This window comes from Caminicella sporogenes DSM 14501, assembly GCF_900142285.1.
In the GTDB taxonomy this organism is placed as follows: Bacteria; Bacillota; Clostridia; order Peptostreptococcales; family Caminicellaceae; genus Caminicella; species Caminicella sporogenes.
In genome coordinates this window covers 95,386-117,497 of record NZ_FRAJ01000010.1, presented here as the reverse complement: position 1 = coordinate 117,497, position 22,112 = coordinate 95,386, and the positions used below count along the sequence as shown (strand labels likewise).

Sequence of the window (22,112 nt, the reverse complement as noted above, 5' to 3'; positions counted from 1 at the left end):
CTTGCAAGTATTCTGTCAAATGCTGTAGGACTTCCTCCTCTTTGTACGTGTCCAAGTATTGTTACTCTCGTTTCTATTCCTGTCTTTTCTTCTATTTCTTTTCCAAGCTCAAATGCATTTCCTATCCCTTCTGCCAGCATTATTATACTGTGAAGTTTTCCTCTATTTTTTCCTTGTATTAATTTCTTACATATACTGTCTATGTCAAAATCTTCTTCCGGTACTATTATACTTTCTGCTCCTCCTGCAAGTCCTGAGTAAAGTGCTATATCTCCGCAGTGTCTTCCCATTACTTCTATTATGTTTGCTCTTCCATGTGATGCAGATGTATCTCTTATTTTACTTACTGAATCCAGTACTGTATTTAGTGCTGTATCAAATCCTATTGTATAGTCTGTATATGCTAAATCATTGTCTATTGTTCCGGGTATTCCTATCGTCTTTATTCCTGCATGGCTTAGTTTTTGTGCTCCCTGAAATGAGCCATCTCCTCCTATTACTACAAGTCCTTCTATTCCAAATACTTTTAGTACTGTAAGCGCTTTTTGTCTTCCTTCTTCTGTTTTAAATTCTTCACATCTTGCTGTTCTTAGGATTGTTCCTCCCCTGTGTATAATATCTCCTACTGAAGATAAATCCATTTCCTTTATATTTCCATTAATTAGCCCATTATATCCCTGCTGTATTCCCATTACTTTTATTCCATTATAAATTGCTGTTCTCACTACTGCCCTTATGGCAGCATTCATTCCCGGTGCATCTCCACCACTTGTTAAAACTCCTATTGTTTTCAAACCTTACTTCCTCCTTTATATCTCTACCATGCTTTTTCTGCTGAACCGAACATTATCATCTTTTCTTTTATAACTTTTTTCATCTCTTCTTTAGCTGGTCCTAATATTTTTCTTGGATCATACACATCAGGATTTTCAGATATAAACTTTTTAACTGCTCTATGGAATGCCATTCTAATATCAGTATCTATATTTATCTTATTTATACCTAGGCTAACAGCTTTTTTAATGCTTTCTTCTGGAACTCCTGAAGAACCATGTAGTACAAGAGGCATATCAAGTCTTTCTTTTATAGTTTTTATTCTGTCAAAATCTATTTTTGGTTCTCCCTTATATGGTCCATGAGCTGTTCCTACTGCTATTGCTAAATAATCTACCTCTGTTTCCTTTACAAATCTTTCTGCTTCATCTGGGTCAGTAAAAGTTGCATCTTTTTCATCTACTGATATATCATCTTCTGTTCCTCCAATTTTTCCAAGTTCTGCTTCAACAGATACACCTACTGCATGAGCCATCTCTACTATTTGTTTAGTTTTTTTAATGTTTTCTTCTAATTCATAATGTGAACCATCTATCATAACAGAAGTAAATCCATTTCTTAAACACAACATTATTTGTTTAAAATCTGTACCATGGTCTAAATGAAGTGCAACAGGTACTGATGCCTTCTCAGCTGCAGTTTTAACCATTGCAGCTATATACTCTACTCCTGCATATTTAAGTCCACCTTGACTTGCTTGAATTATTACAGGAGATTTTGTTTCTTCAGCAGCTTCAATAATAGCTTGAACTTGTTCCATTGTATTTACATTAAATGCTCCTACTGCATATCCGTTTTCATGAGCATGTTTAAGTATTGCCTTTCCTGTTACTAACATCTAAATCCCATCCTTTTCTATCAATATTTTTTATTACAAAGTATTTACTTTTTTAAATTAATTATTCTATTAATCCATAATTCTCTTCAACTGAAAAATTATAATTAACTAGGTAAATCTTAATAACTTCTTAAAATTTACCCATTTACATATTCATTATTACTTATTAATTACTACTAATTAGCCGTTAAGTGTTTATTTATCACAGATTATTTTTTTAACTAAATTTTTATAATCTTTCGCTTAATTTTTTTCTTAATTCTTCAAATCCCGGTTTTCCAAGTAGTGCAAACATATTTTTTTTGTATGCCTCAACTCCCGGCTGATTAAATGGATTTACTCCCAATAAATATCCGCTTATTCCACATGCTTTTTCAAAGAAATAAATTAATTTGCCAAAATAATATTCATTCATTTCAGGTATGTTTATTACAATATTTGGTACTCCACCATCTACATGAGCAAGTAATGTACCTTTAAATGCCATCTTATTTACAAAATCCATAGTTTTACCACTTAAATAATTTAAGTTGTCTAGATTATCTTCATCTTCTATAATTTCTACATCTTCTCTTGGAGTTTCTATATTTAATACAGTTTCAAAAATATTTCTCTTTCCATCTTGAATATACTGTCCCATTGAATGAAGGTCAGTTGAAAAATCTACTGATGCAGGATATATGCCTTTTCCATCTTTGCCTTCACTTTCACCATATAATTGCTTCCACCACTCTGATATGTAGTGAAGAGAAGGTTCATAATTAACTAATATCTCTATAATTTTTCCCTTGTTGTAAAGTATATTTCTAATAGCAGCATATTGATAACATGGATTTTTATCTAAATCTTCTTCCATGTATTCTTCTCTTGCTTTTTTAGCACCTTCCATCATCTTTTCAATATCAAGTCCTGCTACTGCTATTGGAAGCAATCCAACAGGTGTAAAAATTGAAAATCTTCCTCCAACATCATCAGGAATGATAAATGTTTCATATCCTTCTTTATTTGCAAGCTTTTTCAATGCACCTTTTTCTTTATCTGTAGTTGCAAATATCCTTTCTCTTGCTCCTTCTTTACCATATTTTTCTTCCATATACTTTTTAAATATTCTAAAAGCTATGGCAGGTTCAGTAGTTGTTCCAGATTTAGAAATAACGTTGATGCTCAAATCTTTTCCTTCTACAACATCCATTAAATGTTTTAAATATGTACCGCTTATATTGTTTCCTACAAAATAAATTTCTGGACCTTTTCTCTTATCTCTTGAAGCCACGTTGTAAAAAGAATGTGTCAGTGCACTTAGTGCTGCTCTTGCTCCTAAGTAAGAACCACCTATACCTATTACAATTAATACATCTGAATTTTCTCTTATTTTTTCAGCAGCTTTTTTTATTCTTTCAAATTCTTCTTTATCATAATTAATCGGCAAATCAACCCAACCTAAAAAATCATTACCTGCACCAGTTTTTTCATGAAGCATTTTATGTGCCTCAGTTACAAATTTTTTCATGTATTCAATTTCATGTTCCTTTAAAAATGAATTTGAATAATCTAAAGAAATATTCTTCATAACAGGTTCCTCCAATGGCTATTATTTTTATAAAAATACTGTTTATTTTATAATAGCATTAAAATGGGCATAAAGCTAATAACCTATATGGTCATTAGCTTTTAAACCCAAATACTAAATTTAATATAAATTTATTTGAAATAATTTTCAATATATTTTTCTATTTCTTCAGCTGTACTCATACTAAGTATTTTATCTGCAAATTTCTTCATTTCTTCACTGCTTAGAGATTTTATAAGTTTTCTAGCAGGAAGTATAGATATAGGACTCATACTAAATTCATCTAATCCTAGTCCTAAAAGAATAGGTATCATCTTCTTATCTCCTGCCATCTCTCCACACATTCCAACCCAAATACCTTCTTTATGTCCATTATCTATTACCATCTTAATTAATCTTATAACAGCTGGGTTAAATGGATTATATAGATGACGTATTTTCTGATTCATTCTATCCACAGCAGTAGTATACTGTATTAAATCATTTGTCCCTATACTGAAGAAATCTACATGCTTTGCTAATATATCACTAATTATAGCAGCAGATGGAACTTCTATCATCATTCCAACTTCTATATTTGAAGCATATTTTATTCCTTCATTATCTAAATCTTTTTTAACTTTTTCTAGTACTTTTTTAGCTTCTAAAAGCTCCTCAAGACTAGAAATCATTGGAAACATTATTTTTAGATTACCATATATACTTGCTCTTAACAATGCTCTTAATTGAGTTTCAAAAATATCTCTTTGCTCTAAACAAAGTCTTATAGCTCTATATCCTAAAAACGGATTCATTTCCTTATCTATATTTAAATAAGAAACTTCTTTGTCTCCACCAATGTCAAGCGTTCTTATAACTACTGGTTTTGGACTCATAGCTTCTAAAACTTTTTTATATGCTTCAAACTGTTCATCTTCCGTTGGAAGTGAATCTCTATCCATGTAAATAAACTCTGTTCTATATAGACCTACACCTTCAGCATCATTTTTAAGAAGTCCTTCTATATCATTAGGAGTTCCAATATTTCCTGCAAGCTCTACTTTTCTTCCATCTAATGTTATACTTTCCTGTCCCTTTAAATTTTCCAATTCCTTTTTCTCTCTATCATATTTATCTTTTAATTCTTTATAATGATTTATCTCTTCTTCACTAGGATTAATTACAACTTCTCCAGTTTCTCCATTAAATGCTACTATATCGCCTTCTTTTAAAACTTCTGTAATATCTTTTAATCCAACAACAGCTGGAATTTCTAACGTTCTAGCCATTATAGCTGTATGTGAAGTTCTTCCTCCTATATTTGTAAGAAATCCTAATACTTTTTGCTTATCCATAGTTACAGTTTCTGAAGGTGTTAAATCTTCAGCTACTAATATAACTTCTTCATCTAAAACTGATAAATCTATTACTTTTTTTCCCATTAAATTTCTAAATACTCTGCCTGATACATCTTTTAAATCTGAAACTCTTTCTCTCATATACTCATTGTCCATAGCTTCAAATATAGCTATAAACTGCTCAATCACTTCTTTAAATGCATACTCTGCATTTATACCTTCACTTTCTACTTTGCTTAAAGTACTTGAAATTAATTCAGGGTCCTCCAAAACCATAATATGTGCATCAAATATAGCTGATTTTCCTTCATCGAGTTCCTTGGATGCTTTTTCCTTTATATTCAAAAGTTGAGCTTTAGATTCCTGTACAGCTCTTTCAAATCTCTTCTTTTCATCTTCTATATTTTCAATACTCTTTTTTTCAATAACTAGTTCTTCATTTTTTATTACTAAAGCTTTTCCAAATGCTATGCCTGGTGAAGCTCCTGTTCCGATTTTCATATAAATACTCCCTTCTAAGCTTCATTAAATTTAGATTCTATAAGCTCTACTAAAGCTTTCATTGCTTCTTCAGCATCTGGTCCATCTATGATTAGTTTTATTTCATCATCTTTTCTAAGTCCCATACTCATTACATTCATTATAGATTTTGCATTTAAAGTATTACCGTTAAATTCAATCTTAATATCAGATTTAAACTGTGATGCTGTTTTTACAAGTAATGCTGCTGGTCTAGCATGTAACCCTGATTCATTTAATATTTTTACTGTTCTTTCCATTTTATATCTCCTCCTAAATAATATTTTAATCTATAATTATACTTGAATATCGGGCTTTTAGCCAATAGCTTGTAATTATTAACAAATTTAATAGCAATTAAATCTTGCTGTAAATTTTTTAGGGGGTTTAAGCTATTAGCCTCAAGCCCAGTTGATAGCCATTTTTATAAGTCTTTTTCAATTACAGTTAAATTAACAATAGAAAGCAGCAACTAATTATAAGATAAGTATATTAAACTTTTTGATACATATCTACAATTAGTTGCCGCATAATAATCTCAATTATCTATTTTATACTAACTATGTTTTTTTCTCCAGCTTTTATTTTTTTACCTGCCTCAAATACTACTTTTTCGCCTTCAGAAAGATTTGTAAAGATTACTGGAGTTATTACTGAAGGTGCTTTTTCTTTTACCTTCTTAAGATTTACACGAAGAATAGGCTGTCCTGCTTTTACTGTATCTCCCTGCTTAACAAGTGCTTCAAATCCTTCACCTTTAAGATTTACTGTATCTATTCCAAAGTGAATTAATATTTCACGTCCATTATCTGCTAAAATTCCTATTGCATGTTTAGTTGGGAATAATGTTGTTATTTTACCATTCACTGGAGATACAACTTCTCCATCTTCTGGCTCTATTGCAAATCCATCACCCATCATTTTATTTGAAAATACTTCATCAGGTACATCTTTTAATTCTAATACTTTTCCAGTTAATGGAGAAACAAATAAATCTTCACCTTTAACTATTTTAGCACTTTTTTTATTATTGTCACTACTTTGATTTGTTTTACTTGTAATTTTACCTGCCATTACATTTTTAATTTGAGTTTTTAACTGATCTGATTTTGGTCCAAATATAGCTTGTATATTATTACCAACTTCTAAAACTCCAGCAGCACCAAGGCTTTTTAATCTTTCTTTGTTTACTTTACCTATATCGTGAACACTTACACGCAAACGAGTTATACAAGCATCTAATGTCTTAATATTTTCTTTTCCGCCAAGTGCCTGTAATACATTTACTGCTAAATCTCCTGTTTCCAATACTTTATTGTCAATATCTACATCTGGGTCTTTTTCACGTCCAGGAGTTTTTATATCAAATGTACGTATTGCCCATCTAAATCCAAAATAGTATATTACTGAAAATACTAATCCAACTAATATAACTAACCACCAAGCTGTACGATTAGGAAGTACACCAAATAGTAAAAAGTCTATAACTCCACCTGAAAATGTCATACCAATTTTAACATTTAAAATGTGCATTGTCATAAATGATAAACCTGCAAAAATCGCATGAACTGCAAATAAAGCCGGTGCTACAAATAAGAAAGTAAATTCAATTGGTTCAGTAATACCTGTTAAAAATGATGTAAGTGCTGCTGATGCCATGATACCTGCAACATATTTTTTATGTTCTTCACGAGCTTCATGATACATAGCAAGAGCTGCTGCAGGTAAACCAAACATCATGAATGGAAACTTACCTGTCATAAATGTACCAGCTGTTAAAGGTACATTGTCTTTAAGCTGTGCAAAGAATATAGCTTGGTCACCACGTACAAGATGTCCTGCTTTATCCATATATTCTCCAAATTCAAACCAGAATGGTGCATAGAAAATATGATGTAATCCAAATGGTATCAATGACCTTTCAACTACACCAAATACAAATGCAGCTAATGTTTTATTTGTATCAATCATACTATGAGAAAATGCATTTAAAAGTCCTTGAATTGTAGGCCATATAAATACCATTGCAATACCTAAAAATAATGAAGAAAATGCTGTAACAATTGGAACGAATCTCTTTCCTGCAAAAAATCCTAGATATGGAGGTAATTCAATGCTATAATACTTGTTATACATGTTAGCAGCCAAAATACCAACTATAATACCGCCAAATACACCTGTTTGCAAAGTAGGAATTCCTAAAACTTCTGTAAATGCACGAATATTTTCTGTTATTTCTGGTTTTAATGCTTGAGTTAAAATACCCATTGTAACATTCATAACTAAATATCCAATTACTGCAGCTATACCTGCAACTCCTTCTCCACCAGCTAGTCCAACAGCTACACCAACTGCAAATAAAAGTGGTAGATTAGAAAATACTATACCGCCAGACTGTTCCATAACTTTTGCTACTAATTGAATCCAGCTTGCATTAAAAGCAGGTACTTTTGCTAGAAAAACTGGATTTTGAAATGTATTACCAAAAGCTAATAATATTCCGGCAGCAGGTAGCAAAGCAACAGGAAGCATTAATGATTTACCAATTTGTTGTAATACTCCAAACGCTTTTTTAGACATTTACACCTCACCTTTCCCTTTCTTTTTACTTTGTAATGTTGCTTTAATTGTTACTTTGAAAATTTTTTGAAAATTAAAAAGGCATGAGCAAAGGAGTGAAATAATAAATTTATTATTTCACTAATTAAAACCTTTTACTCATGCCTGATCGAATCAGTAACACGTAAAAACTATAAATATTTAATTGTCAAATATTGAACTTATTGCTTTGCAAAAGCCGCCAGTTGCTAAAAAAATTATAGCACAAAACGTTTTCTCATTCAACATGTTTTTTTATTTTTTTGTTTTCTCCAACATTACAAACATTCACATAAAATTCCAAACTACAAATTTTAAAACCAAATCTCTATAATTTCTCAATTATCAATTTTCAATTCTCCATTCTCAATTTTCAATTCTCAATTCTCAATAATTTCTTCTCTTAAATTATTGATTTTATGCAAATGAAGTGCTATATATCCAATTTCACTTTCAGGTACAGGCTTTTTTAATATTTTTTCCATAATTTTAGATATATCATATGCTATTGAAAATTCATACCTAAGTTCATCTTTAATTTTTGGAACTAAATTATTTCTATGACATTTATCATTTAAAACCCTATCTATAACACCTATAAGATGCATAATAAATCTTCTACATATAAAAGATTCTTTATCTATTTTCATTTTTATTTTCTTTTCAACAACCTCTAAAACCTTATTAATGAGTATAGAATTTTCCAATGCTTCCTTTTTACTCCTATTAGCTCTACCACCATAAATATGAAGCGTTAAAAAGCCAACTTCAGCTTTAGGTATATCTATATTGAGGTCTTTCTTTAAAATTTCTACTGCCTTTTCAGCTAATCTATATTCTACAGGATATAAAATCTTCGTTTCAAAAAGAAAAGGATTTACAATTTCAATGCCTTCTTCTAATCTCTTTATTGCAAAATTTATATGGTCGATAAATCCTAAATAAATATTTGGATTTAACTCTTCTCCTAATTCTTCCTCTACCATTTCAATAATATTTTTAGATATTTCTATAATTTTAGGGTCTACTGTTTCTAAAAAGTTTTCATATTCATCTTCATTTAAACCTTTTAAAGATATGAACTTCTCCTCTATAATTTCAGAATTTCCTATAACATAACCCTTTTTCTTCCCAAAACCGATGCCCTTTCCAACCAATATTAAATTTTGCTTATTTCTCTCAACCAATACTACATTATTACTTAAAATCTTCTTTATGGTATATTTTTCCATATTCATCACCGTCATTATATATTATATTTTGAAAATTCTATTTATTAATGCGAATTATATATTATTCCATTTTCTCTTAAATGTCAATGGAAATGTATACTATTATTCTATACTTATTTACGATTTTTAAAATAAATTATGACATCATCTTCTTTTTATTTTTCATAAAATACTCACTACATCTAACCAAATAATCCAAATATATACTCTTTTGTTCTCTGGTCAGAAGGATTTTTAAATATTTTTTCTGTATCATCAAATTCAATAACCTCTCCATCGAGCATAAATAATGTTTCATCTGCAATCCTTCTAGCTTGCGGAAGATTATGTGTTACTATAATAATCGTATATTTTTGTTTTATATCAGTCAGCAACTTTTCAATATTTAAAGTGTTTTTTACATCTAATGCAGAACAAGGCTCATCTAACAATAAAATTTCTGGTTCGACTGTTAAAGCTCTTGCTATACATAATCTCTGCTGTTGCCCTCCAGAAAGCTTTAATGCACTTTTATTTAATGAATCTTTTATTTCATCATACAGTCCTGTAAGTTTTAATTTTTCATTAATAATTTCATGCCGTTTTTTCCTACTAACTCCATAAAATTTAAGTGCATATTCCATATTTTTATATATAGATAAAGGAAAAGGGGTTGGATTTTGAAATACCATGCCAATTTTTTGACGTACAATTTCTCTTTCCATACTTAGTATACTCTCTGAATTAAAAATAATATCTCCATATACCGACGCTTCACTATCTTCTAAAATCAAACAGTTTAATGTCTTTAAAAAAGTCGACTTTCCACATCCTGACGGTCCTATAATTGCCGTAATCTTATTTCTTTTAAATTTAACGTTAATATTTCTTAATACCTTTTTATCTTTAAAACTCACTTTTAAGTCTTTTACCTCCAATATATAACTCAATATCAATCTTCTCCCTTCCACATAGTAAAAATAACAGGCAATCCGTTCATTATCAGAAGAATCATAAGTAAAACTAATGCAGTTCCATATGCATTTTTCAAAGATATGCCTTCGCTTATCAATATATACAAATGCATTGGCAGTGCCATAGCAGGTGAAAATAAACTTTTAGGTACAGGAGCATATATAACCGCACCTGTAAAGAGGATTGGTGCTGTAGCTCCCATAGCCAGATTGCCTGCCATAGAAATTGCAGAAAGCATATCTCTATAACAAATAGGTAATACCATATTAAAGATTGTATAAAACTTATTTACTCCCATTGAATAAGAAGCTTCTATCAATCCCCTATTAACTTCTAAAAAACTTTTTTCAAATCTGACCTCTATGAATGGAAATATCATTATCCCTAAAACTATCCCTCCGGTTAATATAGAAATCTCTAAATTTAAATACACTATTAAAAAACTATATCCAAATAATCCCAACACTATTGATGGAATCCCTGCTATCGTTCCTATTATAAATCTAATAAAACTCTTTACTTTTTCATTTTTTTCATAAAATACTATATACACTGAAGTTGCAAAAGCCGTAATCAATGCAAATATAACTGCAACTAAAGTAAAACAAATACTACCAACTATAGCTGGAAAAATACCTCCTTCTGTCCCGAGTGGAAAACCATCTGGCTTTTCAATTATAAATCTATAACTAATTGAATTAATGCCTTTTATAATTATAAATCCGAATATATATATAACAACTGTTAAAAATAATAATCCACTCATCACAGTCCAAATTTTTATAAGCAAATGCTTTTTACTACTCATATCAACCTTCCTTCAATCTTTTTAATATCTGTCATCAATATAATTTTTTCTAATATAATAAAACGCAGCATTTATTATAAATAAGATAAACATCAATATAAATCCTGAAGCAAATAATCCATGATAATGAATACTTCCTACTTCAGCTCCACCCATTTCAAGTGCTATTAATCCCGGTATAGTCTGAGCCCTTCCCAATAACTTTGGATATATGGGACTATTTCCTATTACCATCATGACTGCCATAGTTTCTCCTAAAGCTCTACCAAATCCGAGAATAGAAGCTAAAAAAACTGCTCTCAAACAGCTAGGTAAAATCAAATACCTAACCATATGCCATTTTGAAACACCTAATGCCATAGAAGTATTTTTATAATTATCGAGTATTTTTTTTACAGATTCATCACATGCTGCAACTATATATGGAATAATCATTATAGATAAAAGTAATCCTGCTGCTAGAACTGATTCTCCTGTACAAAAAGACAATTTATCCTCAAAAAATTTGACAATCACCAATAAACCCCAAAAACCATATACAACAGATGGAATGCCAGCCATTAAATCTACTATAACTCTCATTAATTTCCTCATACTTTTAGTAAGAATTATATTTAAAAAAATTGATATACCTACACTTATTGGTAATGATATGACCATAGATAACATAGAAACGTATAATGAACCTAAAATCATAGGTAATATTCCAACTTCAAAAGGCTCTGAAGTAGGTCTCCAAGTATCACTAAAAATAAATTTACAAATAGAAATACTCTGAAATAACTCAAAACTTTCTTTTACAATAAAAAAAATGATAAACGCTAATAATAATACAGAAAAACTAGTAAAAATTTTCATAAAGAAAGCAAATATTATCTCTATTTTTCTATATATTCTTATGTTCATATTTTCACCTTCCAAGAATAAACACACCTTCGATACTTTTTAGTTCCAATTTAGGTCATTAAACAAAAACGAAGCATCTTTATTTCTTCCAAATTTGACGATACATTAAAAACCAGAGGTTTTAACCTCTGGCTTAATAATTATCTCGCTGGAACAAATCCCATTTTTTCTACAACTTTCATACCTTCATCTGAAGTTATATAATCAATCAATATCTTTTCAAGCTCATCAATTTCTCCATCAGTTATAATTAGTAATGGACGTGATATTTTATATTTTCCACTAATAATATTTTCCTTAGTAGGTTCAACTCCATCAACTTTTAATGGTATTATTTTGCCTTTATTTTGATTAACAACACCAAATGACGCATAACCAATAGCATTTTTATTTTCAATAATTTTAGCAACTAAAGCCCCCATTGATGGTGCTTGAATAACATTTTCACTAACCTTTACATCACCCATAACCTTTTTTTGAAATACTTTATGAGCTCCTCCTCCAATATCTCTAGTTACTAAAACTATTTCTTCATGAGGTAATCTACTGTCCAATTCATCCCAATATTTATATTCACCTGAAAATATCTTTCTTAGTTCCTCACTGCTTATACTATCTTTTACCTTATAAATTTCATTTCCAGGATTAACTGCAATAGTTAACGCATCTGTACCTAATTTATATTCCTTATAACCCTTTATCTTAGCCTTTTCCTTATCACTAACAGGTCTAGAAACCATACCGAAATTACTTAAGCCATCTATAATAGATTTTACTCCTGCTCCAGAACCGCCTCCTGAAACAAATATTTCAATTTTTTTGTTTGGCAAACTTGCATCTATTTTATCCCACGTTTGATATTTTTCAGCAAAATCCTTTGTAAGTTTAGTAATAACTGGAGCTAATGTTGAAGAACCTTTAAATGATAATGCAATGCCAATTTTAATTTTATCTTTTTCTTCTGTATTTGCCATATCTTTATCTTTCTTAGAACATCCTGACAAAAATAATGCACATGCTAAAACAACTGTCAAAATTAAAGCTAAATACCTTTTCATACTTTTTTTCCTCCCTATGTTAATATAAGCCATCCTACGTAATTATAACAAAATTTTACTTATTAATCCTTATCTATAAAGAATATCTATAATTTTAATTTAATTATAAACTTTATTTATAACTAAAAATTTTATTATCTTTTCTTCCTCATTATCAGCACAGAGCTTATGATTATAAATAATAGAATAGATATGACAAAAAAGATATAATTTCTAATCTGTCTACTTAATATTAATCTTTTAATATTTTGTTTTTCATTTTTACTGACGTTCTCTTTATGATGTTTATTCTGTTTTTCTTCTTCAAGTATTCCATAATACTGGAACTGAACATTACCATATTTGTCTATAATTACTGCATTTCCTTTTAATCTAGTTACAAATTCAAAATCCGTTAAAAAATTTTTAGCCCAATTTAAACCTTCTTTTTTAGTTGCTGTAATTATAAGTGCCGTCCTGTTTTCATCAAATGGCGATTTAATTAACTGCAAAGATGCTAAATCTTTATTATAATCTTCTAACAATGTTAATTTATCATTAGATAGAAATCTACTAAAATCTTTATCAAACTTAATATATAATTGATTATTAATCTGTTTAATTAAATTATTTCCATGTGGAGTACCAATAACAATTAAATTTTTACCTTTAAATTTGTCTTTAGATTCACTTGAAGTTTTAATCTCTATATTTTCTAAACTGTTTACATTACGTCCTAATGCACTTACTATACTTGCAATTACCTTCATTTCATAAGAAGATAAATTTTCTGGCACTACAATAACTAAATCATTAAACTTCTTATTTTTTATAAAAGGACTTTCATAATTTTCAAAAAAACTATTTTTTATCCTATCGTGAGGCAAATATAAATAAGACTGTTTTGAAATATATGCCCAAGAATTACTATCTCTCCTGTAATTACACTCCTGACTATCTAATTCAAAGTAAAAAACTACTTCTAAGTTATAATAATTACTATCCTTAACTTCATCTGGTATTTTTATTTCTAAAACATCATTATTAGCATTTTCATAACATAATTTTTTGCTGCCAATAGGTATACCATTTAAGTATACTGTTACCAAAGACCTATCAAAATCTAAAACTTCAGAATACCTCATATCAATGTGTAAAAGAGCTCCTTCTTTTATAATCCAATCTTTTGGTATATTAACCCCAAAATTTACTTTTTGATAAAATATTCCCTGTAGTTTTATATTTGAATAACCCAAATCTTCTAGTGAAATATATTCAGATTCTGAAATATTTTTTTCATTTATATTAATCGTATTAGATATAAATTGATATGGCTTGTCCATTTGTAAAACCATCTTATCATCTGACAGCACTTTTACAGCCTTTAACATACTTATTTTATTATCTGATAAAATCAATAAAATCTTATACTTACTATTGTACGGTGAAATAACTTCTTTAATTAATGCTTTATCTGAAATAGAATTAATTTCCGTTTTTGATATTAATGACAATATTTCTTTTGGAGTATTATCTCTACTTCCAATGTATATAATATTACTCTTTCCCTTATCAACAGCTTCGCTAAATTTTAAAACATTTGTATCAAACTTATTATAAGGAAATCTTTGTCCAAAATTAGCTGCTAAAATTACAGCCGCATTAAGTTCATAATTATGATAATTGTCTGGAATAATTATTACATTATTTATTGGTGTATTGCTGTTTTCCTTCAAATAAGGATACGGGTAATCAATTAAGCTTAATTTATCTTGTTTTTCGATAAATTCTATATGAACATACGAATCTTTATGAAATACTATCCAATTTGCAGGGTTTATAATATCAGCACAAGGTTCATCTGTAATTCTGTGATAACATTTTATTTTTATTTCATTATAACCTTCATTAATTTTATCTAATGGAATAGGTACTTTTATTCTCTCTCTGTTAACACCTTTATCATATAAAAGTACACTATATAAAGGAAAATCATTAATCTCTACTGTTAAAGTAGAATTTTTATATTTTTTTATTTGGCTTTGACTAAAAATCAACTCAAAATAAGCATTATTTTTTATTTGCCAATGTTTATCGACTTTTATAAAAAAAGTATAATTGCCAAAAACACCATCTATTTTTATATCTTTATTTAGATGATAATTCTTAGATTTTATTCGAACATCATTTATATTTGTTTTAACTGATTTTGAAAAAGCATTATTTACATTAATAGTAGAATTTACTTTGCTGTATATCTTTTTTACATATCCATTAATCCCTATTTGTTTAATCGCAGCAAGAACTTTCTCTGCCTCCATTTTATAATCATACTGACCTACATAAATCCAGAATTTATCTCTTTTTCGCATATATACAGGAAAATTATTCTCTTTTAAAAGTCCATATACCTTATCAGCATTAAATTTTTTTTCAAATACTCCAACTTGAATTACATATTTTTCATTTGTATCTGCATAAGAATAAAACAAACTAGACGTTAATAAATTAAAAAAAAGCATAACACAAATAAACAAAATAATTTTTTTCATTTCTTCACCTCACTTAAAATCTTTCTGTCTTATACCACTGAGCTTCTCTTCCTAACAACACATCTTTAAAATATAATACTACTCCCTTTACAGCTACTATCATCCAAAGTTGACAGTACGAAAAATACATAAGAGCAACCAATAAAATATTTTTAAAATTACTTTCGCCCTTTTCCATAGTTAGTGTTATACTAACTTCAAGAATAAATAACACATAAGCAAGAATCCAAATTATAAAAAAACTACCCGACAAACTTATCTTTATATTAGTAAACAATCCTAAAATAAAAATTATATCAGACAATATCACTGATGAAAGAAATAAAAAATATACTGAAAAAAAGTAATATAAATCAAATAAAACGCTCTTAGTTTTTTCTTTATAAATATTCCTTAAATACTTTACAAGAACATATATATTCCCCTTTGCCCACCTTGTTCGCTGTTTAAACCATACTTTAAGTTTTTCAGGTTCCTGCTCCCATGTTACAGCTAGTGGCATAAACCCTATTCTATATCCCATTTTATATATTCTAAAACTTATTTCAGTATCTTCTGCTATAGCATTTATATCCCATCCTCCTAATTTTTCAAGTATACTCCTTCTAATGATAAAATTCGTTCCTGGAATAGTACACAGTCTAAACAATTTCCATCTCCCAGCCTGTGCCATCCACTGAAAACTTAAAGTTTCAATGTTTATAAACCTTGTTAAAAAGTTCTTATTTTTATTCCTAGTTCTAAATTTTCCTATTACTGCACCAAGTTCCTTTGAATTAGTTATAGAATATACTAAATATCTTAAAGCTAGCTTTTCTGGCGTATTATCAGCATCATAAACTACAATATAATCCCCTTTAGAATTTTTATAACCTATGTTTAATGCATTTGATTTTCCCTTTCCTCCAGTTATTTTATCAGTAGTAATAATTTTCAAATTTCTATTACTATAAGATTTTTTAAGCTCCTCTAAAATCTTCCCCGTATTATCACTAGAATTATCATTTATAACTATAACTTCTAATTTATCTTCTGGATAATTAAGAGATAACATGGCTCTTATCGTTTTATCAATAACTTTTTCTTCATTATGAGCTGGTATTAATATTGATACACTTGGAAACTCTTTCATCTCCTTAAGTATATCTATTTTTTTATTTAAAAAAGTCATATAAAACCTATACCCACTAAAAGTCAGAAATATATTCATAAGTAAAAGAAGCCATGTAGATAATAGAGAATACAAAAAAAGATAATCTATTACATTCAGACCCATAATATCAATCTCCCAATAAATCCTTATTAGCTTTTTTCTTTGATTTAATCAAAATATAGAAAAATATTGCATTAACAAAAAGTACAAAAATTATTAATATTTTTATTCCTTTAGCAAAACCTTTCTTTATAGAGTCATCTTTACTATTTTCAGAATAATCTACGCATATTTCTCCATTTTTCGACATTATATTTATATTATTCCACTTAACCCAATTATCTTCCTTCTTTAAGTCATAAAATTCTATATTTTCAGATTTCAACATTTCAACTATTTCCTTTAGATATTTTATATCTAGGTAAGGATGAAAAAACACTCCTGCTGTAAATCCTCTAACTATAGAAACTTTTTCAAAATTGTTTTTAATATCATTTATAGTTAAAGGATTATTAGGGTCTACATATCCAAGATTTTCAGGTATAAATTTATGAAATAGCTCTGTATCGTAAAGAATATAAGGATAACTTGTCGTAGCAAAACCTTGATCGCTTGTTTGAATATGACCACAGTAAGTTGAAAAATATTTCTTAAGTACCTTATATCCCCTTTGACTGACAGCATAATGAGGTGCTTCAAATGCTAGAGGATATATGCCATTTTTTACACATTCTTGTATTCCTAATCCAATTCTTTTATATATCCAATTTTCTATATCTAAACTCAAGGGTTTATCATTTATCCCATCCCAAAACTCAAAACCTTCTCCTGTCAATTCTCCTCCAAAAGCCTGATGGGCATATCCGTGAAGTATTATACTTCCTCCAAGCTTTTGCATATACTTTATAGTTTTAATAAACTCAGGTTTTTCTGACAGAGGAGTTATATAAGACGAATTTTGACTTTTATAAGCAGGAATCATTGCTATCATAAAAGGAACTTTCTTACTGTTTAAATATTCTGCTATAGCTCTTAATTTTTCTGTGTCTCTAAAGGGATGTACATCTTCAATTCTTATGAAAACTCTACTTTTATCAATTTTACTGTATTCATTAAACAAATCATATAAAACATCTGCAAATATATAAAATAACACTGAATAACTAATTGCTCTAGATACATACCAATAATTATTTTCCCTAATTATATATGGATACATATTTTTTCCATCACTCAGCCAAGAATAAACTTTAGAATTTGAAGAAATATTATCTATAATAGTAAAATTATCAATTAAGCCTATGTCAAAAGATTTTTTTCTATAAAATACCTTTACTAACTCACCAGATTCTCCATCATAAGTAAAACTTACTCTTTTATTTTTTTCTAAAAGTTTTTCTATTCCTCTTCCTATCCAACAAACAGTTTTTTTAGTTTTCTTTAAATCTTCCAATAAAATAGAGTTGAAAAAATCCCCTTCTATTCCTATAACAAATATAAAATCAAAATCATCTGCTTGTCCTTTTTTATAATCTTCTTCAATTTCTTCTAAGACATCAACATTAAAATGTCCAAATAATTCTCTATAAGAAGTTACAATATCACCTGAAAATCCAAAAAAACTCCTCCTATCATATACCAATAAAACTTTCTTTTTAGTATCTTCAGCATTTGATAATAAAGGGTTTGCTGAACTTAAAAATAATATTAATATCAAAAAAAATACTAATAAATTTCTAAATATCATATTCAAGCTCCTTTTGAACTAATTCTTTAAAATGAAAAGAATTTGATATACGGTCGTTATACTGCAAAGCCGAAATCTTAATATCCAGCTTATATGTATTCGTTTTACTATCATCATCTACCTTAATACTCTCCAATTCTTTTTTCAATCTCTGCTTAACTATATCTGCACCTGATATATCTGTATTAGGCATTATTATAGCAAATAAATCTTCGTCTATCCTGTACTTTTTATCTTCTGTTCTTGTAACTTTTTCTATTAAAATTGATATAGATTTTAATATCTTATTAATTTTATCTATTCCGTAAATACTAATTAATTCTTCTAGATACTGAATTTCAACTAACATTACGACCAAGTAAAACTTATGTCTCTTTGCTCTACTCATTTCTTCATTTAAATCTTTATAAAATTCTTTTATATTGTTAAATCCAGTTATTGCATCAACTGTCACTAAACTGCTTATCTGTTTTTCAAGTTTTATTTTTTTATTTTGTATATCATTTATAGAATCCGACAATCTTCCTGATATAAATGCTGATAGTGGAAATACTATAATCCAAAAATAACTGCTTGCAATATTGATATTTTCATGAAATAAACCCTCATATAAAATATAGCTTCCATATCCAAATACCAAAAAAGCACTAGTTATTAGACCTATTATTAAATTTGAATAAAAAGATACAACTATCACAAGAAAAGTCAACATATACAAAATATAATCAATAAAATCAATTTCTTTTATATTCATTATAAGCAGTGTAGTAACAGCAAATATTTCTATTATTAAAAGTAAAAAAAATATATCTACTTGTTTATTTTTCATCATTTAATCCTCCTAAAGCTTTAAATGCCAGTAGTGCTTGTAAATTATCAAAAGAATAGACCTTTAATGTACTTGTTTCTCCAAATCCTCCATACAAAGGACTTGATTTATCTAACACCTGCAGAGATAACATTTTCTCTACTAATAACTTATATAGAGATTCATCTCCTGCAATTTTTGCAATTCTAGCAGCTATTGCATATATAGCAGTACATTCTACATCATTTATAGCTTTTCCGGTTTTAATATCATATTCTGCATATATACCACCTCCGTATATCATTTGGTCTTTTATCCACTCCAAAGTTTCTTTTTTTACTAATCCAACTTCACTAAGATGAAGCACTACTAATAAAGCATCTATGGAATTTACAACTTCTCCATTTAAATATTTATTCTTTTCTATATCATATGTTTTTTTATATAATGGAAATTTATCAGATAAATATCCTCTATTTATTACCCTTATACTTTTATCATAAATCTTATCCCATTCCTTATTAATATCAGAAAGAAGTTTCATAGTATATAAATCTATATAAGATATATCAACTTCTTTAGCCTTATATTTATACTTAATATCAAAATAATTATTTAAACAGCCTTTATACACATTATATTTAAGTAGTGCTTCACTTATTTTTTTTAAAGTTTTATAATATCTTTTATCTTTCCAAATATCATAAGCATATATAAGCGAACGAATTATTCTTAAATCATCAATAGTAGCATTACTATAAGCTAAATTGTAATTATCCTCTTTTATTCTCCATTTTACTAAACCAGTTTTATCTAGCATTTTATTTTTTACTATATCAAAATGCTTGTCAAACTCATCCTTATTTCGAGTTCTTACATAATATAACATAATTAATCCTTCTGATTCAGATAATATCTCATGTCCACTTGCCACTTTCTCTATTCTCTTATTTTCCAAATAATTAGTATATATACCTCCACTTTTTGAAGACATTTTTTTCTTTATGAATCTTAAACAAATTTTTTCTTCTTCTAAATAATCTTCTGTAAACCCTATTTCATCACTAAAATCTTTTTTGTTAATATTATATTTATACCAAACAGTTAACATAATAAAGCAAATTATTATTATTACTATAATCCAAATAATACCTATATTTCTTTTCATAAATTCACATCTCCTTAATTTAAAATGAAATTAATCTATAAAAATTCGACCTTTTGATATAATTTCCTTTGATATTTAACTCAAAAAAAAACTTTGGTCAGGCTAGAATAATTTAGCCTGACCTCTTTTTTTATTCATATCTCAATGCTTCAATAGGATCAAGTTTTGCAGCTTTATTTGCCGGGTATATACCGAAAAATATTCCAACTCCAGCTGAAAACATCCATGCAATCATTATAGTCATTATCGATATTGTAGGTTTAAGTTTTATAAAAGATGCTATTACAAATGACAGTCCTATCCCCAGTACTGTACCTATAATACCTCCTATACCAGATATGATAACTGCTTCTACCAAAAACTGAAACAAAATGTCCTTATGTCTTGCTCCTATAGCTTTTCTTATTCCTATTTCTCTAGTCCTCTCTGTTACAGAAACGAGCATTATATTCATAACTCCTATTCCACCAACTAATAGTGAAATAGCTGCTATAGCACCTACAACTGCTGTCATTATTCCCGTAACTTTATTTACACTTTTTAGTTCACTTTCTGCACTATAACTTCTGTATTTATTCTTCTTTGCATTGCCATGACGTCTTTCTATTAATTTTATCATCTTATCTAAAGTTTCTTTAGTATTTATACCACTTTTAAAATTTATCTCTATACTATATACTCTATTGCCTACTCCAAACATTTTTTCAACAGTACTGATAGGCACATATATATCTCTAGGCATTTCTCTTCCAAATCCTGCAAACATAGATTTTTTTTCCTTGTATACTCCTACTATTACAAGAGAAATATTTCTCGAAGAGGTCTTTACAAGGATTTTTTCTCCTATAACATGTCTTCTACCAAATAGTTTCAAAGCCATCTCATCATTTATAACTGCAACTTCTCTATTTCCTTTTATATCGGAACTAACTAAAAACCTTCCATCTATTATTTCCTTTTTTTCTATTTTATTATATTCCTCATTAACTCCTTTTATATAAATACGCTCATTTTTTCTTTCAATAGCAACTTCTCCATTATTGTCAAATAAAGGTGATAATGCATCTATATCTTTTTTAAATGCTCTTTTTAAAACTTCAATGTCTTCATGAGTAAATATATCTCTACCTGTAATGTTTTCATCCCAATTAATTCCTAAATAAGCCCTATTTACTCCAAAATTTTCAAATTCTTTTTTTATCATTTCTTTACTGCCTTGTCCCAATGCTACTACTGCTATAACTGAAGATATTCCTATAATTATTCCAAGCATCGTGAGCAAAGACCTCATCTTATTGACCCATATCGCATTTAAAGCAACTTTAATACTTTCAATAATATTCACAAAATCACCTCTTACTCATCACCTGTTCCCATATTTTTAGTATCCTCTATTATCTCACCATCTCTAAAAGTTATTATCCTTTTAGCCTTTTTAGCCACTTCTATCTCATGGGTAACAAGTACTATGGTTACTCCTTCATCATTCAAACTTTTAAATATATCCATTATTTCTTCACTTGATTTTGAGTCTAAATTTCCAGTCGGTTCATCAGCCAAAATAACAGAAGGATTATTAACAAGTGCTCTTGCAATAGCTACTCTTTGTCTTTGCCCTCCTGACAATTCATTCGGTTTATGATGAATTCTATCCTTCAGTCCCACCTTTTCCAATGCAGCTATTGCTCTTTTGCTTCTTTCTTTTAAAGGAACATTTGCATAAATCATAGGCAATTCTACATTCTTAAAAGCAGATATTCTCGGCAAAAGATTAAAAGATTGAAATACAAATCCTAATTTTTTATTTCTTATAACTGCCAAATCCGTATCTTTAAGTTTTTCAACTTCTACATTGTCAAGTATAAAACTTCCTCTCGTAGGTCTGTCAAGACATCCTAAAATATTCATAAATGTAGATTTTCCAGAACCTGATGGTCCCATTATAGCTACAAATTCACCCTTTTCTACTTCTAAACTAATTCCCTTAAGTGCCTCAACTTTTATTTTGTCATTTCCATATATTTTCCACAAATTTTCTATTTTTATCATTC

Annotated in this window: 18 protein-coding genes; all 18 read right to left on the bottom strand. The window is 28.5% G+C overall.

All coding sequences use genetic code 11. The annotated features are described in order from the left end of the window. The coding region (gene pfkA, locus BUA90_RS07155) for a 6-phosphofructokinase (protein ID WP_072967059.1) at positions 1-794 on the bottom strand (794 nt) is incomplete at its 3' end. Positions 795-817: 23 nt separating this feature from the next. Further along, the gene (locus tag BUA90_RS07150; RefSeq protein ID WP_072967057.1) at positions 818-1,672 is read right to left on the bottom strand and encodes a class II fructose-1,6-bisphosphate aldolase; all 855 of its coding nucleotides are present in this window, start codon (positions 1,670-1,672) and stop codon (positions 818-820) included. A gap of 229 nt (positions 1,673-1,901) precedes the next feature. Next, complete coding sequence (locus tag BUA90_RS07145) at positions 1,902-3,242, bottom strand: glucose-6-phosphate isomerase (protein ID WP_072967055.1); 1,341 nt, start codon at positions 3,240-3,242, stop codon at positions 1,902-1,904. 131 nt (positions 3,243-3,373) lie between these two features. After that, complete coding sequence (gene ptsP, locus BUA90_RS07140; protein WP_072967053.1) at positions 3,374-5,080, bottom strand: phosphoenolpyruvate--protein phosphotransferase; 1,707 nt, start codon at positions 5,078-5,080, stop codon at positions 3,374-3,376. A gap of 14 nt (positions 5,081-5,094) precedes the next feature. Next, positions 5,095-5,358, bottom strand: coding sequence for an HPr family phosphocarrier protein (locus BUA90_RS07135; protein WP_072967051.1), 264 nt, complete (start codon positions 5,356-5,358; stop codon positions 5,095-5,097). A gap of 286 nt (positions 5,359-5,644) precedes the next feature. Beyond that, positions 5,645-7,678: a glucose-specific PTS transporter subunit IIBC gene (gene ptsG / locus BUA90_RS07130; RefSeq protein ID WP_072967050.1), complete on the bottom strand. Its 2,034-nt coding sequence runs from the start codon at positions 7,676-7,678 to the stop codon at positions 5,645-5,647. Between the two features lie 398 nt (positions 7,679-8,076). Further along, a complete protein-coding gene (locus tag BUA90_RS07125) occupies positions 8,077-8,928 on the bottom strand; it encodes a BglG family transcription antiterminator (RefSeq protein ID WP_072967048.1) in 852 nt (283 codons plus the stop codon). 182 nt (positions 8,929-9,110) lie between these two features. After that, positions 9,111-9,857, bottom strand: a complete 747-nt coding sequence (locus tag BUA90_RS07120) for a phosphate ABC transporter ATP-binding protein (protein ID WP_072967046.1) — start codon at positions 9,855-9,857, stop codon at positions 9,111-9,113. Between the two features lie 2 nt (positions 9,858-9,859). Continuing rightward, positions 9,860-10,690, bottom strand: a complete 831-nt coding sequence (locus BUA90_RS07115) for a PstA family ABC transporter permease (RefSeq protein WP_072967044.1) — start codon at positions 10,688-10,690, stop codon at positions 9,860-9,862. Between the two features lie 21 nt (positions 10,691-10,711). After that, positions 10,712-11,596 carry a phosphate ABC transporter permease subunit PstC gene (gene pstC, locus BUA90_RS07110; protein ID WP_072967075.1) on the bottom strand — a complete coding sequence of 295 codons (885 nt, stop codon included), beginning with the start codon at positions 11,594-11,596 and terminating at the stop codon, positions 10,712-10,714. 140 nt (positions 11,597-11,736) lie between these two features. After that, on the bottom strand, positions 11,737-12,654 hold the full coding sequence (locus BUA90_RS07105) for a phosphate ABC transporter substrate-binding protein (RefSeq protein WP_072967042.1): 918 nt from the start codon (positions 12,652-12,654) through the stop codon (positions 11,737-11,739). A gap of 134 nt (positions 12,655-12,788) precedes the next feature. Next, complete coding sequence (locus BUA90_RS07100) at positions 12,789-15,185, bottom strand: cellulose biosynthesis cyclic di-GMP-binding regulatory protein BcsB (RefSeq protein ID WP_072967041.1); 2,397 nt, start codon at positions 15,183-15,185, stop codon at positions 12,789-12,791. Positions 15,186-15,198: 13 nt separating this feature from the next. Beyond that, positions 15,199-16,461, bottom strand: a complete 1,263-nt coding sequence (locus BUA90_RS07095) for a glycosyltransferase family 2 protein (RefSeq protein ID WP_072967038.1) — start codon at positions 16,459-16,461, stop codon at positions 15,199-15,201. A 4-nt stretch (positions 16,462-16,465) separates the two neighbouring features. Further along, entirely contained in the window at positions 16,466-18,085 is a 1,620-nt protein-coding gene (locus tag BUA90_RS07090) for a DUF2334 domain-containing protein (RefSeq protein WP_094756785.1), read from the bottom strand. Next, positions 18,075-18,914 carry a GGDEF domain-containing protein gene (locus BUA90_RS07085; protein ID WP_159430006.1) on the bottom strand — a complete coding sequence of 280 codons (840 nt, stop codon included), beginning with the start codon at positions 18,912-18,914 and terminating at the stop codon, positions 18,075-18,077. The genes BUA90_RS07090 and BUA90_RS07085 overlap by 11 nt, the downstream gene beginning before the upstream one ends. Then, positions 18,904-20,061: a glycosyl hydrolase family 8 gene (locus BUA90_RS07080; RefSeq protein WP_072967036.1), complete on the bottom strand. Its 1,158-nt coding sequence runs from the start codon at positions 20,059-20,061 to the stop codon at positions 18,904-18,906. Before BUA90_RS07080 ends, BUA90_RS07085 begins: the two co-directional genes overlap by 11 nt. Before the next feature lie 130 nt (positions 20,062-20,191). Next, complete coding sequence (locus tag BUA90_RS07075) at positions 20,192-21,406, bottom strand: ABC transporter permease (protein ID WP_072967034.1); 1,215 nt, start codon at positions 21,404-21,406, stop codon at positions 20,192-20,194. 11 nt (positions 21,407-21,417) lie between these two features. Beyond that, on the bottom strand, positions 21,418-22,110 hold the full coding sequence (locus BUA90_RS07070; protein ID WP_072967032.1) for an ABC transporter ATP-binding protein: 693 nt from the start codon (positions 22,108-22,110) through the stop codon (positions 21,418-21,420). Between the last annotated feature and the right edge of the window lie 2 nt (positions 22,111-22,112).

Excerpts from the sequence above, each read along its gene's own strand:
- BUA90_RS07105 (WP_072967042.1), bottom strand. The coding sequence starts at position 12,654 with ATGAAAAGGTATTTAGCTTTAATTTTGACAGTTGTTTTAGCATGTGCA.
- BUA90_RS07125 (WP_072967048.1), bottom strand. The coding sequence starts at position 8,928 with ATGGAAAAATATACCATAAAGAAGATTTTAAGTAATAATGTAGTATTG.
- BUA90_RS07085 (WP_159430006.1), bottom strand. The coding sequence starts at position 18,914 with ATGAAAAATAAACAAGTAGATATATTTTTTTTACTTTTAATAATAGAA.
- BUA90_RS07145 (WP_072967055.1), bottom strand. The coding sequence starts at position 3,242 with ATGAAGAATATTTCTTTAGATTATTCAAATTCATTTTTAAAGGAACAT.
- BUA90_RS07100 (WP_072967041.1), bottom strand. The coding sequence starts at position 15,185 with ATGAAAAAAATTATTTTGTTTATTTGTGTTATGCTTTTTTTTAATTTA.
- ptsP (WP_072967053.1), bottom strand. The coding sequence starts at position 5,080 with ATGAAAATCGGAACAGGAGCTTCACCAGGCATAGCATTTGGAAAAGCT.
- BUA90_RS07070 (WP_072967032.1), bottom strand. The coding sequence starts at position 22,110 with ATGATAAAAATAGAAAATTTGTGGAAAATATATGGAAATGACAAAATA.
- BUA90_RS07115 (WP_072967044.1), bottom strand. The coding sequence starts at position 10,690 with ATGAGTAGTAAAAAGCATTTGCTTATAAAAATTTGGACTGTGATGAGT.
- BUA90_RS07080 (WP_072967036.1), bottom strand. The coding sequence starts at position 20,061 with ATGAAAAGAAATATAGGTATTATTTGGATTATAGTAATAATAATAATT.
- BUA90_RS07090 (WP_094756785.1), bottom strand. The coding sequence starts at position 18,085 with ATGATATTTAGAAATTTATTAGTATTTTTTTTGATATTAATATTATTT.
- BUA90_RS07150 (WP_072967057.1), bottom strand. The coding sequence starts at position 1,672 with ATGTTAGTAACAGGAAAGGCAATACTTAAACATGCTCATGAAAACGGA.
- BUA90_RS07095 (WP_072967038.1), bottom strand. The coding sequence starts at position 16,461 with ATGGGTCTGAATGTAATAGATTATCTTTTTTTGTATTCTCTATTATCT.
- BUA90_RS07135 (WP_072967051.1), bottom strand. The coding sequence starts at position 5,358 with ATGGAAAGAACAGTAAAAATATTAAATGAATCAGGGTTACATGCTAGA.
- pstC (WP_072967075.1), bottom strand. The coding sequence starts at position 11,596 with ATGAACATAAGAATATATAGAAAAATAGAGATAATATTTGCTTTCTTT.
- ptsG (WP_072967050.1), bottom strand. The coding sequence starts at position 7,678 with ATGTCTAAAAAAGCGTTTGGAGTATTACAACAAATTGGTAAATCATTA.